The following is a 16636-nucleotide window of genomic DNA, read 5'->3' as shown; positions in this document are numbered from 1 at the left end:
CTGGAGACCAAAATTCGGGCACGTTGAACAGTTACGGCCAGACCAGCATGAATCCTGGCACAAATCATCCCCTTGAGGCGGGAATCGAGAGCGTCGGGCGGGGTCATGACGTCAGCTGTCCTGTGGATTCACCGGCTTGGGCGCACACCAGTTTTTTGAAAGATGGTTTCTCTCGAATGGGGTCGAAATCGGCATCGATCTGTGCGTCGCTCAGAAAATGCGGTTCCAGGCGCGAGGCCCTGGACAGAGCCCTGACCGCATCAGCAGTCCGTCCCATACGGGCAAAAATGCAGGCGCGGTTATAGTGGGCCAGAGGATAGACATCGGTGCGTTCAAGGATAGCATCAAAGCAGGTCATCGCTTCATCAAGGCGGCCGAGATCCATCAGAACGCTGCCTTTGTTGTTGAGGGTATGAATTGAGTCCGGATCGATCCGCAGGCTTTCCTCTAGCGCACCAAGAGCCGCTTCGCGATTGCCCTGACGTTCGAGCAGCAGTGCCAGGTAAAAGGGAGGCTCGGCGCTGAGAGGTTCGCGCTGTGCCGCCTCTTCGAGTATTTCACGCGCCTCATCGAAACGCTGCAGTTCCATGAGGACATTGCCTTTTTCGAGGAGAGCTTCGAAAAAGGAGGGTTCTGCTTCCAGGGCGGTCTCAAAATCGAAGAGAGCCTCTTCAAAACGCCCGAGGCGCACCAGGGACAGTCCCCGGTTGAAAAAATAGTTGGGATTACCGCGCTCGCGCCCGATGGCACGGTTGTAACAGGCAACCGCCTCCTCATCGCGCCCCAGGCCGGCCAGGGAAAAAGCACGTCCATTGAGGCAGGCAGGGTCATTGGGCTCCATGCCCAAAGCGGCCCGGAAGCATTCCTCGGCCTCGGCGTAGCGCCCCATGCGATTGAGAGCATGCCCCTTGTTGAAATACGCATCTGCGGAATCAGGGCGGCGTTTCAGGGCCTCGTCATACATTTTCAGGGCTTCCGGCGTCTCCCCCAGTTCATCCAGAACATTGCCGAGGTTGACATAAGCTTCAGGAAAATCAGGCTGAAAATTCAACGCCTTACGCAGATGATCCAGCGCCTCGCGATGACGTCCGAGGCGATCGAGCAGCACCCCGTAGTTGTGATGAATGGCTCCGTTTTTCGGATCGAGCCGCAGCGCTTTGCGGTAAATCGCCATCGCCTTGACCTCATCCTGCAGGTTGGTCGCGGCAACGGCGCAGATATTCAAGGCTTCGACATCGAAGGGGTGATCCTCAAGAAACTCCTCGACCAGCTCAAGGGCCTCTTCACTATCCCCCTGATCCAGAGACATCTGGGCCAGCTCCAGACGGTCATCGAATCCTTCCTGGTCAAAAAAATCTTCAAGGTCGTCAAATTCTTCGTTCATGCATGCTCCGGATCGCACGTCCATTTCTCGACGGCATAAAACTGTTGTTATGGTCTCTGCGGCCTCAGACACTGAGTCCGCAAGATGACCTCTTTTATGAAATACGATGAAAGTTTATCCGCTATCATATCAGATTGCGTGGTTTCACGCCAAAAGCCAGTGCAGGGCCGGATCAGGGTCCGGGGCGCGGCCCCGCACCGCCAATAAAAATCAGCAGAACAGCCCCGGCCACCATAGACGAACTGCCGATGGCCATTTCCCGCACGCCCGGCTCATTCCAGAACGGTCGCGAGATATTGAGTCGACTGCCGATCTGGCGGGCCATGCGCGCGCTCTCGGATTGGTAGTCCTCTAATCCCGCCATGAACACATGACCACCGAGAAGGAGGAAAAGGCCCCCACACAGGATCAGAATTATTTTCATGGCACCGCCCTGTCGTCTGAGTGTCCTGCGGGGGCCGCCTGATCAGGCTTGGGCCACAGCCAGGCCAGCAGCGCCGTCAAAAACACGGCGAGCACAAGACGAACCCCCAGCATGACCCAGAAATCCCCCCCGATCACGACAAATATCAAAGTATCCTCGATCACGGCGTGACAGGTTGCCAGAAATAACCCGACCAGAAAAACCTCCCGCCGCGAAAGATTGTTCTGTCGCGCAACGCGAATGATAATGCCGGCCCCATAGGCGATGCCGAGGAAAATCCCGGTGAACAAAGGTGCAGCTGCACTCCGAGAGAGACCCATGCCCTTCATCAGCGGCTCGACCCCCTGCCCCACCCGCCGGAAAAACGACAGGTAACGCGCCAACTCGAAAATCGTGACCAACGGAACGATGATGAGAACAAGCTTCAGCCCCAGTCGGCAGGCCGCCAGCAGACTATCGAGAAACAGCTCAATCATGCCGACAGAACCCGAACCAGGTACATCAGCCAGCCGCAGCACGCAGCCAAGAGGAGTCGACACAGGGTCAGCAGGCCGCCGCGTGCGCCGGTGCTGCTTAAAACACCCCCTTCGACCAGAAGATTATGAGCGATCCCCATCATCAGGCCACACTGCGTAATCTGCCATGAGGTCAACTCAAGGGGAACCAGAATGGCAATCGCCGCATACAGATTGAGAGTAAAAGCAGCGACAAAGGCAAAGGCCGTTTCTCCCGGCAGGCCGAAGGTCGTCATCAGGGGAGCAAAAACGGCCCCCATCCGATCAAGAACGGGGGTCTGTTTCAGCAGATCGACCACCAGGTAAATGGGCACGACCCATTTGGTCAGTTTCAGGCTGGTGCGCCATCCGTCACTCAAACCGGTTTTCAGGCGGGTCGCCACATCGGGGATGGATTCTTCTGTCACGAATGCGTCCTCAACGGGATGGGAATTGTGTCAGTCTTACAGGTGAACGCATGATAACCATCATCCCCACGCTTGTCCACCGCCGGCGGACCGTCATTCAAAGGCTGAAGATACAGTGCGACTCAATGCCCGCGATAGCCGAGGACAACCAGAATACAACTGCCGTCAGCGATCACATTGAGGCCGGCCTTCTCGGCCCGTTCCACCGCAGCGGCACTCTCAGCGCCGGGCTGCATCCAGATGTTCTCGATATGCCCCGCCTCCAGCGCTTTGTCGACAACTTTCTCCGTCACCTGCGGGGGCGTGATGACGGAAATACTTTTAACCTCCGGCGGCAGCTGCGAAACGTCGCTCACGCAAGGCACGCCGGCAATCTCCTTCTCGACCGGATTGACCGGTATCGCCCGCCGGTCGTTCTGCTGATAGCAGCGCAGGACTTTGTATCCGTACTTATGGGGTTTGGATGAAGCGCCCACAACACCAAAAGCCTCAGCTTCGAGAAAACGATTGATCTTTTCCTGAACACTCATAAAAAACCTCCCTGGTTTTTGTGGAATAAAATGCAGGTTAACGGATCGCGGAAAAACCGCCCCCCCCCCCGCGCTTGACTTTGGCATAAGGGGCGGGTAAATTCGCCCCATGACGCGCGATATCTTCCTGGCTGACGCCCACCTGCTCTCCCCTGGCACCAAAAACTATCAGCAGCTGCTGACGTTTCTGGAATCGCAGCGCGGCCGGATGCGCACTCTTTATATTCTCGGCGACCTTTTTGAATTCTGGGTGGGCTACCGCCACCTGGTGTTCACCCCCTACATACCGATACTCGAAAAACTCAGGTCATTGCATCGTGACGGTACGCAGATCGTTTACGTCGAAGGAAATCACGACTTTCATCTCGGCCCCTTTTTCAGAGACAACCTGGATTGTCTGATCCTGCCGGACGGCGGAACGGTCGAAATCGACGGCAAACGGGTTTTTCTCTGTCACGGGGATCTGATCAACGACCGGGACCGGGGATACCTGCTGTGGCGCAGACTGTTGCGCAGCGCGCCAATCAAGGCGTCTATGGCGCTACTGCCCGGGGACCTGACCTGGCGTGTTGCGTTATGGGCCAGTCGCATGAGCCAGAAAGGCAACGCGGCCAAAAGCAAACGCAGCCTGCCCCTCGAGTTGCTGGAGAAATTCGCCCGCGACCGCCTTGCCCAGGGGTGCGACATCGTCATTACCGGACATTTCCACCAAGCCTTCCGGCGCGATCTGGATCAGGGTCTGCTCCTGGGACTCGGCGACTGGATCACCCGGTTTTCCTACGCGGTGCATGAAAACGGCCACTTTGAACTCAAAACCTACTCAGCCTGACCCTTGCGGCTGTCGGCGTCCTGCGACAGGCGGCCGACCAGATCCTGCAATGATGCCCCGGCCAGGACCTCACGCTCTGCAGCCTCCAGCCTCTCCTGAAGATCGCCCACAATCCGCTGCTCTTCAACCCCCTCGTCTCCAATCACCTCGGGGCCGTCATGACGCAGGCTTCGAAGCAGTTCGTACATGGGCAGGGTCTGCGGCGAGCGCCCTGGCTGATACGCGAATTCATCATCACCATCTTCGCTGATCTGACTGAGAAACCCCATATTTTTCAAGCGAATGACTTCGCCGCGCACCAGGCGGGGCGGATATTGCAGATAGGAGACAATCCGCTCCAGGCTCCAGGGCTTTTCACCGCGATGGAATATTTTCGCCGTCAGCAACACCACCGCCAGTGCGACCTTCTCGTGACCGACCTGATTAAAGGAGGTTTCGCGGATCTGTTGCCGCAACGCGCCCAAATTCTGAAGAGTGTAGCTGACCTCCAGCCCGAGAAGCACGATCAGCCAGCTGAGATAGATCCAGATCATGAAAATGGGCAGAGCCGCCATTGTGCCGTAAATGGCGTTGTATTTGGAGACGCCGACCTGAAAATGAACATAGCCGAATTGGGCCAACTGCCAGAGGGAGCCACCTATGACCCCACCGGCAAAAGCGGTGGAAACCCGCACCCGGGTATTGGGCATGAAAATATAGAGGGCGGTAAAAGCGATCCACATTCCGAGAAAGGGCAGGATTTTAAACAGAAAAAGGACCAGATCTCCGACGTAGGAGTAATTTTTGAGGGCCTCTACCAGCGCCGTGCTCTGCAGCGACGATGTCATGGAGATCGCTGAAAGAATCAGCAGCGGCCCGATGGTCACCACCGAAAAATAATCGGCGAAGCGGCGGAAAAGCGAGCGCGTTTCCTCCACACCCCATACCGCGTTAAAACTTTTCTCGATATTTGAAAGAAGAGCCAGCACTGTCAGCAGCAGCGTGGCAAGGCCCACCATCCCCAGGCGGCCGGCATTGGTGTTGTCGATATAGGCGACAATCTGAGAAACGATCTGATCTGAACCGACTGCAATATGTTCCAGGATGAGCGGCTCCAGCCGGTTCTGCACGCCGAAACCTTTGAGCATGGCAAACATCAGCGCCAGAAGGGGCACAATGGCCAGCACTGAGGCAAAGGTCAGGGCTGAAGCACGCAGCAGACAACGGTCTGCAATAAAGTCGCGAACCACAAGGGTGACCGCCTGCCCCGGCTGTATAAGGATGCGCCGACCAAGGGATTGCTGATAAAAAGCCGGGTCCCAGAGATCACGGCGCACAAAGTTTCTGACTTTTTCGAATGCCTGCTTGAGATCTGCCATAATAACCTTCAAAAAACTCCTCACTGCAGACGGGCGTCCTGCAGATTCTACACATCCAGCAACAAAGACTCAGCAACGGTCAGCTGCTTCGTTTCCGGGGCCAGGCTATGAAACACTTCCGAGACGAATTGACGGTTGATGGCTGCCAGGTCCGCCGCAAAACTGGTTCTGTCCAGAGACGGGGGTGTGCGGGGATCCCGCAGACGACAGGAGAGGGGGCGGCTTTGCTCCAGACGGCACCCGCCATCGGAGAACAAAGGGCAGAGCCCATCAGGGTGGTATTCGGCAGCACGCCGACGAACTTTTTCAACCTCGCTCTCATCCAGTTGCTCCAACTCGAGAGCCAGGGCCACAGCCTCGACCCAGAGCAGGAGCGCCGGCTGGGCACAATCGGAGGCGCTTCTCATATTGTCGACTCTCGCATCTTTGTGCAAAACCTGATCGAGCAATTGCTGGTACTTTTCCAGACTCTCCACGGCCGGGTGGGCCAATTCGGCATCAAGGCGCATGTCTCTCCCCCAAGGCAAATCGTCACACGTCACACAGATCGATCCTGCATCCGCAGGGAAAATACTGTTGTTGCTGCTGCCGCCCCCCAAAAAACAATCCGTACTCTGAGCAGCAACCGATATTCAGAGTATAACGTGTTTCTATTTCCGGGACCCTTCTTTTTTGTATTTTGCTATTCATCGCATGGGTTTGCAGCTCCCATGCTGAACAATTACTCTTTTTTTACGTTTCTCAAGGGCTCCAGCAGATGCTCCAGCCCGTTGACCTTGATCTCATAAACTGACTGCAGCATGCGCCCCAGGCGGCCTTCGGGAAAGCCCTGCCCGGCAAACCAGACCAGATAGGGTTCCGGCAGGTCAATCAATCTGCGCCCCGCATAACGTCCGAACGGCATGCGGGTGTGAACCAGGTCGAGCATAAAACCATGATCGGGCGACAGAGGATCGTTTGTCATTCGTGTTCCACCAAAAGAATACTGTTGTCTTCAGCGGCATCCTCGCCCTGGCCATGATTGCGCAGAACACGCAGGAATTCCTCACCGTAGCGCTTAAGCTTGGCCTGCCCCACCCCGTTGATGCTCAACAGTGCATCGCGATCCCTGGGGATAAAGGCCGCCATCTCCGCCAGGGTGGCGTCACTGAAAACCACAAAAGGCGGGACGGCGGCTGCGTCGGCGAGCTCTTTACGCAGGCGGCGAAGGGCTTCAAACAATTCCGCGTCATAGTCCAGGTCCTCCCGACCTTTGCGTTTGACTTTGCGGGGCGTCTCCACCCGGGTGCGGGGGCGCGGCAGCACCAGCTTCTCTTCTCCCCGCAAAATCGGCCGCGCCTTTTCCGTCAGTTTGAGTACGGAATATTGCGCCGCATCCTGTGTCAGATACCCCAGGTGAACGAGATGGCGTAATAGACTGTTCCACTCATCTACGCCGAGGTCGGCACCGATGCCGTAAGTCGACAGGCGCTCATGCCCCAGACGGCGGATACGCTCATTATCGGCACCACGCAGCACGTCGACGACATGACCGACGCCGAACCGCTGGCCGACACGGAACACGCAGGAAAGGGCTTTCTGCGCCGGCACCGTAGCGTCGAACCGCTCCGGGGGATCGAGACACAGGTCGCAGTTGCCGCAATCTTCATTCAGCTCATCACCGAAGTAGCCCAGCAGCACCCGTCGGCGGCAGATCTGCGCCTCGCACAGGCCGACCATGGTATTGAGCTTGTGCAGCTCGATCCTTCTCTGATTCGGATTCTGATTCTTTTCGATCAGGGCGCGGGCCTGCGCCACATCGCCGGGCCCGAACAGCAGCAGCGCCTCGGACGGCAGACCGTCACGTCCCGCGCGTCCGGTTTCCTGGTAATAGCTTTCAATATTTTTCGGCAGGTCGTAATGAACGACAAAACGCACATTAGGCTTATCGATTCCCATGCCGAAGGCGACCGTCGCCACCACCACCCGCAAATCGTCGCGTTGAAAAGCCTCCTGCACCCTGCGCCGCTCCTCTTCACCGAGCCCGGCGTGGTAGGGTGCCGCATCGATCCCCTGCTCCCTCAGGCGGTGGGCGACCTGCTCGGTTCTTTTGCGCGACAGGGCATAAACGATTCCCGCCTGGTTGTGCCTGGAGCCCAAAAAGGTCATCAACTGCTGGAAGGGTTTGGCTTTTTCAGTGATCGTGTAACGGATATTGGGGCGATCGAAGCCTGCCACAAAGATACGCGCCCGCTCCAGCTTCAATCGCTGCGCTATATCGTTGCGGGTCTGCGGATCAGCCGTTGCGGTCAGAGCAACCATGGGTACCTGGGGAAAGCGGCTGCGCAGCTCGCCCAGTCGCACATATTCCGGCCTGAAATCATGCCCCCATTGACTGACGCAGTGCGCTTCGTCGATGGCGAACAGGGAAATATCCAGGTCGCGCAGACGGTCCTGGAAGGCGTCGCTCATCAACCTCTCCGGCGCGACATAGAGCAGGCGCAGCTCACCCGCATGCAGGCGCGCAAGAACGCGACGCGCATCATCGGCGCTCTGTGAAGAATTGTAAAAGGCAGCCTGCACGCCATTGGCCTGCAGAGCATCCACCTGATCCTTCATCAGGGAAATCAGCGGCGAAACGACAATCGCGGTGCCCCCGCGAAGAAGCGCCGGAATCTGGTAGCACAACGACTTGCCACCGCCGGTGGGCATCAGGACAAAGGCGTCCTCCCCGGCGAGCAGCGTATCGACAATCTCGCGCTGGCGACTTTTGAACTCTCGAAAACCAAAGACAGACCGCAGGGTATCCAGCGGCGAATCAGGTACGGACATGAATCAAATCCCCTCCCCCCAAAAAAGCAATTGGGGAAATGCTAAAGACAGACAATCGGGGTCAACGCCCGAAACGCAAAGCCTGGGCACATCGCCACAGTAGCCAGCTCATTACGGCCACGCCCAGAACAAGTACGGTCAGAAACATTGCCAGCGGCGACAGCTGAGTGGAAACAGGCACCATCTCCAGATTGAAATGAGGCGCAAGGTAGCCGGAACGAACCACGGCACGAACTTCGCTCATGACAAAGACCAGCGGCACAACGACCACTGCGGCCAGAGTAACCCGTCCTCGGAAACCAGCCACCAGCGCCAGCACAGCCAGAACAAAACCAAGCAGGAAAACCCCTGTGCCATGGGGGCTTCCTCCGAGCAACATCTTCTGCACCGGCGCAGGCAGCAAGACCAGAAAGACCATCCCGTCGATCATCTGAATCAGAGTCAACCAGGAAAACCAGGCCATTCCAATGCGTACCCCTTCCTCCTCGACGAAAAAATCGTGGCGACCTCGATGGCGGATATAAAGGGCAACGAACAATCCGCCCACGGCAAGGCTTCCAAGAATGAAATGCAGATAGCGCGGGAGCAGCGTGGGGTCCGCCCAATTAAGAAGAATTCCCGCGCTGCTCTCGAAATATCCCTCCCAGGCCTGAGGATTGAGCATCAGGGTCATATTGTTGGTGAAGATAAACGGTATCACAAGAAAAATGAGCGCCGCTGCAAAAATGACAATCTGCCGCAGCCGCCCCAGGCGGTCAAAACGGAAATCGTACAGATACAAGGCGTAATAGGCAATGATCAGCAATGCGATAATACTGATCCAGAAGACCGCGGAAAGAATGGAGCTGGTATAAAGAAACGGCCCCCACAGCAGCTGCACAAAGAGCAGTGCGGCGACACCGAAATTGACCGCAATCGCCATCAGCACCGGGAGGGCCCTGGCCAGGGCATGAGCCAGGTGGCGCCGGGGACCAGCCCCATTCATCCCTGCATAGAGGGCCACTCCGGCGCAGCCGAGCAGCATGTTCATGAAAAGCAGGTGGATGGGAAAAACCAGTGCCTGCAGCGCGCGAAAGATCCAGGGGGCGGCGGGCAGAACGTCAGCAGTGGGTATGAGTTCAGTCATCGGGAACTACTCCTGCGCCAAATCGGCGAGAAAATCCGCCAGGGCATCTTTTTGCTCGGCAGGCAGCATAAGCGGTGGCATGGCCGGGCTCATACGCGGCAAGTCATCCAGTGCCGCGCGGATACGGTCGCGTTCCCAACCGCGCACCCTGGCGTTCATAGCGTTGCCTCCCTGACGCAAGCCATGACAGGGGGAGCAGCGCTGCTGGTAAAGAGATTCTCCGAGGGTTGAGCGATCTTCATGCTCACGTTCAATCGCTTTCTCAGGCAACAGAATCTGCGCCGGAATCTCAATTCCGTGAACATCCTTAACCAGCCAGGCGGCCAGGGTACGGGCTTCATTCGCAGTGCCGACGAAGGGCGGCATAAAGGGGCGAATGGTATGGAGGTTTTCAATGTAACCGGCCATCCCCTCGAAAGCGATCCCCGCAGTGCGCGAATAGAGGTCGTTATTGCGCCCGCCCAGCGTGTGGCAGGCATAACATTGAAACTTGAACAGGTCCTCGCCCGCGGTCATACGGTTCGCTTCTGTGACTTCCTTGTCATGGGTCCACCTGGCTGAGGGGAGAAAGCCCTGCTCATTGAGCATCTCGATCTTCTGCGGAGGAATGCTGTTGGAATAGAGCCTGTCATAGATGACAAAGGGTCGGCGCGAACCCTCGCGAGCCCATTCGAAGCCGCCCATCACACCAAGCCCGCAGGCCAGAACCAGCAACGCAACAATTTTATTGTGCCATTGCGGGCGAAGCAGACAGAAAATCAGGCTCAGCACACCGCCGATTGCGGCCATCCAGAGGGCCGCCAGCAGTATTGTGGCCAACTGCGGCGGGGCGTGCATCAGGATGTTGCGCGCCGACTCCGGCAGTTGCTGCAGATACCACCAGCCACTGGGGAGAGCGCCAAGGGCGGCGATCAGAACCCACCAACTTGAAAACCGGGTCATGCGCCGCTTAAGACGTGCATCCTGCAAAAAAGCGGTCGAAACAAAGGCATAGATCCCCGCCAGGAAGATTGCGAGAAAAGTCCTGACCAGCAGGGACGGCCAGAAAGTCGGATTGAAAAAGCCCTCCCAGGGGTTGCCGCTTTCAAGCCAGCCGCCGGGGGTCATCATGAAAGTGATGATTCCGTTGATCAGAAACAGACTGCACCAGGCGGAGATAAAGTAGATCCAGCCGACCACCTGGTGACTTCCGGACCGCATACGGCCGAATGTATAGAAATAAACCATGGCGGCCACGATCTCCACCAGGAAGAATACCCACTCAGCGGCCCAGAAAAAGACGAAATTATGGATCAGCAGAGAGGTTGCAGCGGGCTGTACCAGGGAGATGGCGAACCAGATTCCGACCCCCGTCAAGCTGCCGTAAACCAGGGTGACCAGGATGAAAAAGCGTGCGTGACGGTAAGTGAAATCAAGAACGTCGGGGTCGCCTTCCCGCAGCCCCATACGCTCCGCCAGCACCAGATAAAGCCCCCCGCCTACGGCGAAATGAGCCACGAATACGTGGGTCACGGCAATCAGGGCAATAAGGCTGCCCCCCGAAAACTGGGGCAGATACCATACCGGGTACTCCATCAGGTTCCTCCATCTGTGAATCCGGTGTTAGCGAGGCCGCACTTTTTGATTCCCGGCAATTGACCGGCGCATCACCACAGGACGGTGAGTCCGTCGAGCACATACTGGTACGGCAAAAAAAGAGATCGTCACCAAAACGATGAAGACATCCTCATCCGGCATTGTTATTCCTGATCGAATTGCCTGACCGGCTTTCCAAAACGCCTCAATGCGGGATCATCGGCATCGATATCGCCGACCAGCACCAACGCCTGCCGTTCGGGGTCGAGGTAACGGCGCGCCACCTGCATGACGTCTTCGCGGGTGACCGCGGCGATCCGATCCCGGTAACCGCTGAGGTAATCCGCCGGATAATCATAGTAATCCAGACGCATGGTCATGGTCACCACGTCGTGCTGATCCTCAAAGGTAAAGACAAAAGAATTGATCAGGCTCTCCCTGGCCAGCTTGAGCTCTTGCAGAGAAACGGGATCACTGCGCATCTCTTCCATGGTCTGTCGCATCAGTTCGATGACTTCTTCAACAGCGTCAGGGCGCGTTTCACAGCCGGCGATAAAGGGCCCCGGCAGGCGGCGCCCCACCTGATAGGAGGAGAAAACGGAATAAGCGAGACCGCGATCAGAGCGGATCTTGCGCATCAGGCGCGAATTGAAGCCGCCGCCGCCCAGCAGATAATTCATGACCCGCACGGCATACTGATCGGGGTTGTCTTTTGTCAGGCCGATTTGCCCCAGCAGGATCGTGGTCTGGCTCAGCTCCTTGGACGCGACCCAGGTCGCGGGAGCGGGAGTCTGGCCGAGGGGCGGAATCGGCAGCTGCGCGACAGACCCTGAGGTCCAATCGTCAAAATATTGGGTCATCAGCCCTTCGAGTTGCTGCGGGTCGAAATCTCCGGAAATGCCGATCTGAAGGTTATTGGGATGGCTGTATTCCCGGTGGAGTTCGACCAGGTCGGCACGCTCAACGGCATTGACCGTTTCCATCTCCGGACGAAGCCCCAGGGGATGCTCACCATAAAGAGCCCGGTACAGAATATGGCGCGAAAGCTGCGCAGGGTCGTCGTTGCGACGCCGGATCTCTTCCTGCATCCGACGTTTGATGATTTCGAGTCGCGTCGAGTCGAAGCGGGGGCGCCGCAGAACCTGGGAGAGGATTTCCAGTGCGCGATCCAGATCCGCGGCACGCAGCGACAGCTCAAGAGTTACGGCGTAGGTGTCGGCATTGGCGGAAAAGTTGGCCGCCATCTGCTCAAGGGTTTCATCCATCTCATCGGGAGAGAGATCGCCGGCGCCCCCCTGCCGCAGAAGCGACGCATAGATTGCTGCCAAGCCTGTCTTTTCCGGCGGCTCGACAATGGCGCCGACACCCAGCATAGCCGTAATACGAACCAAGGGAAGCTCATGATCGGGCTTGAGATAGAGCTGCAATCCATTCTCCCGCTTTTCGCGCACAATCTCGGGCACATCAAACTCGAGAGGCGCAAAGGTCAGATTCCGCGGTGACGCTTCAGAGGCTGAGAGAGAACAGCCCGACAAACAAAACGCCAGCATGGCAGTCGGCAGCAACAGGAAAGCAAGCTTGCGCAATATCATTGCTTTTCTCCTTCAGCACTCAGGGTGACAACCGTTCGATTGGCTTTCGTGAGCCACTGCCGGGCCACCTGAACAATGTCCTCCGCATCGAGTTGCGCCACCTTCCGGTCGTAGTTGACCAGGTAGCGCCAATCCCCTGCCACACTCTGATAGTAGGTCAGCATGCGGGCCAACCCGTTGTTGCCGCGCAGAAAACGCAGCCGGTCGGTGCGCAGGCGGCTGCGGGCCTTTTCGAGTTCAGCTTCGCTCACCGGTTCGCGGGTCAGTCTCTCGATCTCGGCCATAATCGCCTCTTCCACTTCTTCAACGGTATGCGGATGACGGGGTGTGGCATTAATGACATAGAGGTTGGGATAACGCGCTCCAGGGGCGCCATAGGTGGAAACTGCGGTAGCGATCTGCTTCTCAAGCACCAGGCTGCGATAAAGACGCGAGGTGGGTCCCTGTCCCAATATCTGGTCGAGTAGGTCAAAAACGTAATCCTCACGACTCGGCAGAGTCGGCTTATGAAAAGCCATCGAAAGCTGCGGCTCCGCGTCGAACTGAACATGACGCCTTTTTTCCCCGTTCTGAGGGGGCTCAACAGCTGTAACGGGCATGACGGGAACGCCGGGATCGATATCGCCGAAATAACGCTCGATCAGCGCAATGGTTTCCGCGGGATCGATATCACCCACCAGCGCGATCACCGTATTGGTGGGCGCATAGTAGCGCTTTAAAAACGAGCGCGTTTCCTCCAGGGTCAGATTCTCGATATCGGACATCCAGCCGATGATGGGATTGCGGTAGGGGTGAACCGTAAAGGCAGTCGCCAGCAGGTTTTCATAAAGCAGCCCACGAGGACTGGTTTCGTAGGAGCGTCGGCGCTCTTCCTTGATCACCTCGCGTTCGGTGTAGAATTCACGCAGGACGGCATTCTTCATCCGGTCCGATTCGATCGCGGCCCAGAGTTCAAGCTTGTTGGACGGCAGCGATATCAGGTAGGAGGTCAGATCCTTGCTGGTAAAGGCATTGTAGCCGACGCCTCCGTTTTCAGCGTAGATGCGGGCGAACTCATCCTTGACCACGAATTTTTTGTGTTCCTGCTGCAGGCGGTCCAGACGCTGTTCGAGTTGTTGAACCTCGTCGGGGTCGACATCCCGCCGCGTCCGCAATTCATCAAGCTTTGCTCCGACCTGCTCAATCTGTTCCAGCAGCGGCTTCTCCTGTTCATAGTCGACCGTGCCGAGAGTCCGGGTTCCCTTGAACAGCATGTGTTCAAGCAGATGGGCCACTCCCCGATATTCACTGGTCTCGTTCACCGCTCCCACACCGAGGGTGATGTAGGCGGTGAACGTGGGTGTGGCATCGCGCTCAACCATAAGCAGCTTTAATCCGTTGTCCAGGTCATGTTCGATCACTTTGTCGGCCAGGGTCTGCGCCTGAGCCGACACAAAGGGCAGACCGATTAATACAAAACACAGCAAGACGATAGAACGCACAGAGGTACACACAGAGGTTGCTCCTTGCAGGAATTTATTCTTTGGGGAGAAAGTTCAAACGGACGGTCCGACATCGGAAGGGGAATACAGGGAAAACGTGTAAAGGAGCCGCGAACACGCTCAACGGGGAGCAACGCCGTAGCAAGGGCATCATCCGCTGTTTCCATGTATTGGATTTCAAGATCTCCAATGATCCCCTTGTCCATGGCTTCAACCTGCGTTTGATTGCGCCGCGGCAACAAGGCAGTGGCGACGCCGGCCCGCCGGGCCGCCAGGATTTTCTCTTTCACCCCACCGACAGGCAGCACGCGACCGCTCAGGGTCAACTCGCCGGTCAGGGCGACACGCCGCCGCACGGGCCGTCCGGTCAACAGGGACACCAGCGCGACCGCCAGGGTGACACCAGCGGAAGGCCCGTCTTTGGGAACGGCCCCTGCCGGGACATGCACGTGAAAGTCGCTGCGTTCGAACACCTCGCCGTCAATCCCCAGTCGCTCGGCATTGGTCCGCACAAAGGACAGGGCGGTGCGGGCCGATTCCTGCATCACGTCGCCAAGCCGCCCGGTCAGGGTCAGTTCCTTGCGGCCGGGCATGCGGGTCACTTCCACGAAGATAATGTCTCCGCCGCTTTCAGTCCATGCCAGGCCGGTCGCCACTCCGATCCGATCCACATCCTCAGCGATCTCGGCAAAAAAAGTACAGGGACCCAGCAGATCACCAACCCGCTTCACCGTCACCTGGCGCTGCGGGTCAAGCCCCAGGGTGATTTCCTTGGCCAGTTTACGGCAGATTCCGGCGATCTGCCGTTCGAGATGCCGCACTCCGGCCTCGCGTGTGTAGTCCCGGATAATGGCTCGCAACGCCTCGGGATGAAATTCGGGAGGGGCATTCTGCAAGCCGTTTTCCTCAATCTGCTTGGGGATCAGGTAACGAACGGCGATCTGCTCTTTCTCCTCATCACCGTAGCCTGAAAGGCGCACGATTTCAAGGCGGTCGCGCAGGGCTGCGGGGATAGGATCCAGGGTATTGGCGGTCGTGATGAACATCACCTGGGACAGATCGAAAGGCACATCGAGATAATGATCGCGAAAAGTGTTGTTCTGCTCCGGATCAAGAACCTCAAGCAGCGCCGATGAGGGATCCCCACGGAAATCGTGCCCGATCTTGTCGATTTCATCAAGCATGAATACCGGGTTATTGACCCCGACGCGATTGATTTCCTGCACAATGCGGCCGGGCATGGCGCCGATATAGGTTCGGCGATGGCCCCGCACCTCAGCTTCATCCTTCATCCCGCCAAGGGCAATGCGGATAAAACTCCGACCCAGTGCCCGGGCAATGGAGCGTCCCAGGGAGGTCTTCCCTACACCGGGCGCCCCGACAAAACACAGGATAGGCCCCTTGCTTCCCTGCGGTCGAAGGGAGCGCACGGCCAGAAACTCAAGAATACGCTCTTTGACCTCTTTCAGGTCGAAGTGATCTTCATCCAGGATGGTCTGCGCGCGTGGGATATCGAGCACATCCTCGCTGGAGCGATTCCAGGGCAGTTCGACAAGGTACTCCAGGTAATTGCGGGCAACACCATACTCGGGACTCGCAGGGTGGAGGCGCTCAAAGCGGGCCATTTCTCGTTCGGCGACCCGCAGGACATCAGACGGCATTTGCGTGCGTTCCAGGCGGGAGCGGAATTCATCTATTTCGCTCTGGCGCGGATCATCATCACCCAGTTCTTTCTGAATCTGCTTCATCTGCTCACGCAGCAGATATTCTTTCTGATTCTTGCCGATCTTGCGGGAGACTTCCTCCTGAATTTCGCTGCGGACCTGCTGTTTCTGAATCTCGCCGGAAAGAATCAGGTAGACTTCCTTGAGCCGCTCCACGGGATTGAGAATCTCAAGCATTCGCTGCTGAACCGCAGGGGCAAGCCCCAGATAGACAGCGATCAGGTCGGCCAGACGTCCGGGCTCTTCAATGCGCTCGACCATTTTCATGACGTCGCCGGGCAGCGGACGTCCGTGGGCCAGGGCAACCTTCAGAAGGGAATAGACACTCTGAACCAGCGTTTGTGCCACAAGCCCCTGATCAAGGGGCTCTTCCAGAACCGTCACCCGCGCCATAAGACAGTGGCTGTCGGGAACACAGGTTCCCAACCGGCCTCTGACCAGACCCTCGACGGTGATCTTGGCGTTGCCTTCGTTGAACCGCTGGACCTGGTTGATACGACACAATGTGCCGATCTCCGCCATTTGGTTGTGGTCGAATCGCGGGGAAGACTGTCCATTATAGAACAGGGCCAGAATGCGCTGATCCTGCAGGGCCCGCTCAACGGCACCCATGTCATCCCCTTTCACATGGAGAGAGGAGATCATATGCGGGAAAACCACCTGCTCCCGCAACGGAACCAGGGGGACAATATCGGGGATCCGGCGAGAATCCAAAAGTTGAAGTCTCCTCTTCAGCGGAACGGGGATTTTTCCTCTGGCAGAAAGAAATAAGGAATTACAACTGTTTATCAAAAATAACAGTCATTGCACCCCTGTCAAGCCGCCTCAATTCGGCTTTTGACAAAGAGGAGGTGGAATGGTTAACTCGTACTTGAAGCGA

Annotated in this window: 15 protein-coding genes; 1 reads left to right on the top strand and 14 read right to left on the bottom strand. The window is 57.3% G+C overall.

What is annotated here, in order from left to right:
- Positions 1-103: 103 nt before the first annotated feature.
- The 5 genes from GSUB_RS04590 to GSUB_RS04570 form a co-directional block, all read right to left on the bottom strand.
- Positions 104-1384 (bottom strand): tetratricopeptide repeat protein, encoded by a 1281-nt coding sequence (locus GSUB_RS04590; RefSeq protein ID WP_040199420.1) that lies wholly within the window; start codon positions 1382-1384, stop codon positions 104-106.
- A gap of 172 nt (positions 1385-1556) precedes the next feature.
- The gene (locus GSUB_RS04585; protein WP_040199418.1) at positions 1557-1808 is read right to left on the bottom strand and encodes a hypothetical protein; all 252 of its coding nucleotides are present in this window, start codon (positions 1806-1808) and stop codon (positions 1557-1559) included.
- A complete protein-coding gene (locus GSUB_RS04580; RefSeq protein ID WP_052464547.1) occupies positions 1805-2284 on the bottom strand; it encodes a nucleoside recognition domain-containing protein in 480 nt (159 codons plus the stop codon). Before GSUB_RS04580 ends, GSUB_RS04585 begins: the two co-directional genes overlap by 4 nt.
- Positions 2281-2730: a nucleoside recognition domain-containing protein gene (locus tag GSUB_RS04575; RefSeq protein ID WP_052464546.1), complete on the bottom strand. Its 450-nt coding sequence runs from the start codon at positions 2728-2730 to the stop codon at positions 2281-2283. Before GSUB_RS04575 ends, GSUB_RS04580 begins: the two co-directional genes overlap by 4 nt.
- A 122-nt stretch (positions 2731-2852) precedes the next feature.
- On the bottom strand, positions 2853-3260 hold the full coding sequence (locus tag GSUB_RS04570; protein ID WP_040199416.1) for a CoA-binding protein: 408 nt from the start codon (positions 3258-3260) through the stop codon (positions 2853-2855).
- A 109-nt stretch (positions 3261-3369) separates the two neighbouring features.
- Here GSUB_RS04570 and GSUB_RS04565 point away from each other — a divergent pair, with 109 nt between their 5' ends.
- A complete protein-coding gene (locus GSUB_RS04565) occupies positions 3370-4089 on the top strand; it encodes a UDP-2,3-diacylglucosamine diphosphatase (protein WP_040199415.1) in 720 nt (239 codons plus the stop codon).
- On the opposite strand, the gene GSUB_RS04560 is transcribed toward GSUB_RS04565, so the two are convergent.
- From GSUB_RS04560 to lon, 9 genes are all read right to left on the bottom strand, one after another.
- The gene (locus GSUB_RS04560) at positions 4077-5447 is read right to left on the bottom strand and encodes a YihY/virulence factor BrkB family protein (protein ID WP_040202095.1); all 1371 of its coding nucleotides are present in this window, start codon (positions 5445-5447) and stop codon (positions 4077-4079) included. The two genes, GSUB_RS04565 and GSUB_RS04560, sit on opposite strands and share 13 nt — an antisense overlap.
- A gap of 47 nt (positions 5448-5494) precedes the next feature.
- Positions 5495-5956 (bottom strand): hypothetical protein, encoded by a 462-nt coding sequence (locus GSUB_RS04555; protein ID WP_040199414.1) that lies wholly within the window; start codon positions 5954-5956, stop codon positions 5495-5497.
- Positions 5957-6168: 212 nt separating this feature from the next.
- Positions 6169-6411, bottom strand: coding sequence for a DUF3820 family protein (locus GSUB_RS04550; RefSeq protein ID WP_040199413.1), 243 nt, complete (start codon positions 6409-6411; stop codon positions 6169-6171).
- Positions 6408-8258: a DNA helicase RecQ gene (gene recQ, locus GSUB_RS04545; RefSeq protein ID WP_040199412.1), complete on the bottom strand. Its 1851-nt coding sequence runs from the start codon at positions 8256-8258 to the stop codon at positions 6408-6410. The genes GSUB_RS04550 and recQ overlap by 4 nt, the downstream gene beginning before the upstream one ends.
- A gap of 61 nt (positions 8259-8319) precedes the next feature.
- Positions 8320-9384 carry a hypothetical protein gene (locus tag GSUB_RS04540; protein WP_040199411.1) on the bottom strand — a complete coding sequence of 355 codons (1065 nt, stop codon included), beginning with the start codon at positions 9382-9384 and terminating at the stop codon, positions 8320-8322.
- Positions 9385-9390: 6 nt separating this feature from the next.
- Complete coding sequence (locus GSUB_RS04535; protein WP_052464541.1) at positions 9391-10959, bottom strand: c-type cytochrome; 1569 nt, start codon at positions 10957-10959, stop codon at positions 9391-9393.
- Between the two features lie 164 nt (positions 10960-11123).
- Positions 11124-12551 (bottom strand): M16 family metallopeptidase, encoded by a 1428-nt coding sequence (locus GSUB_RS04530; RefSeq protein ID WP_040199410.1) that lies wholly within the window; start codon positions 12549-12551, stop codon positions 11124-11126.
- Positions 12548-14044, bottom strand: a complete 1497-nt coding sequence (locus GSUB_RS04525) for a M16 family metallopeptidase (RefSeq protein WP_235269909.1) — start codon at positions 14042-14044, stop codon at positions 12548-12550. The genes GSUB_RS04530 and GSUB_RS04525 overlap by 4 nt, the downstream gene beginning before the upstream one ends.
- On the bottom strand, positions 13999-16470 hold the full coding sequence (gene lon, locus GSUB_RS04520) for an endopeptidase La (RefSeq protein WP_235269908.1): 2472 nt from the start codon (positions 16468-16470) through the stop codon (positions 13999-14001). Before lon ends, GSUB_RS04525 begins: the two co-directional genes overlap by 46 nt.
- Between the last annotated feature and the right edge of the window lie 166 nt (positions 16471-16636).

Origin of the sequence: Geoalkalibacter subterraneus, assembly GCF_000827125.1 — a bacterium.
Classification (GTDB): Bacteria; Desulfobacterota; Desulfuromonadia; order Desulfuromonadales; family Geoalkalibacteraceae; genus Geoalkalibacter_A; species Geoalkalibacter_A subterraneus.
This window is presented reverse-complemented; position numbering and strand designations above follow the sequence as displayed.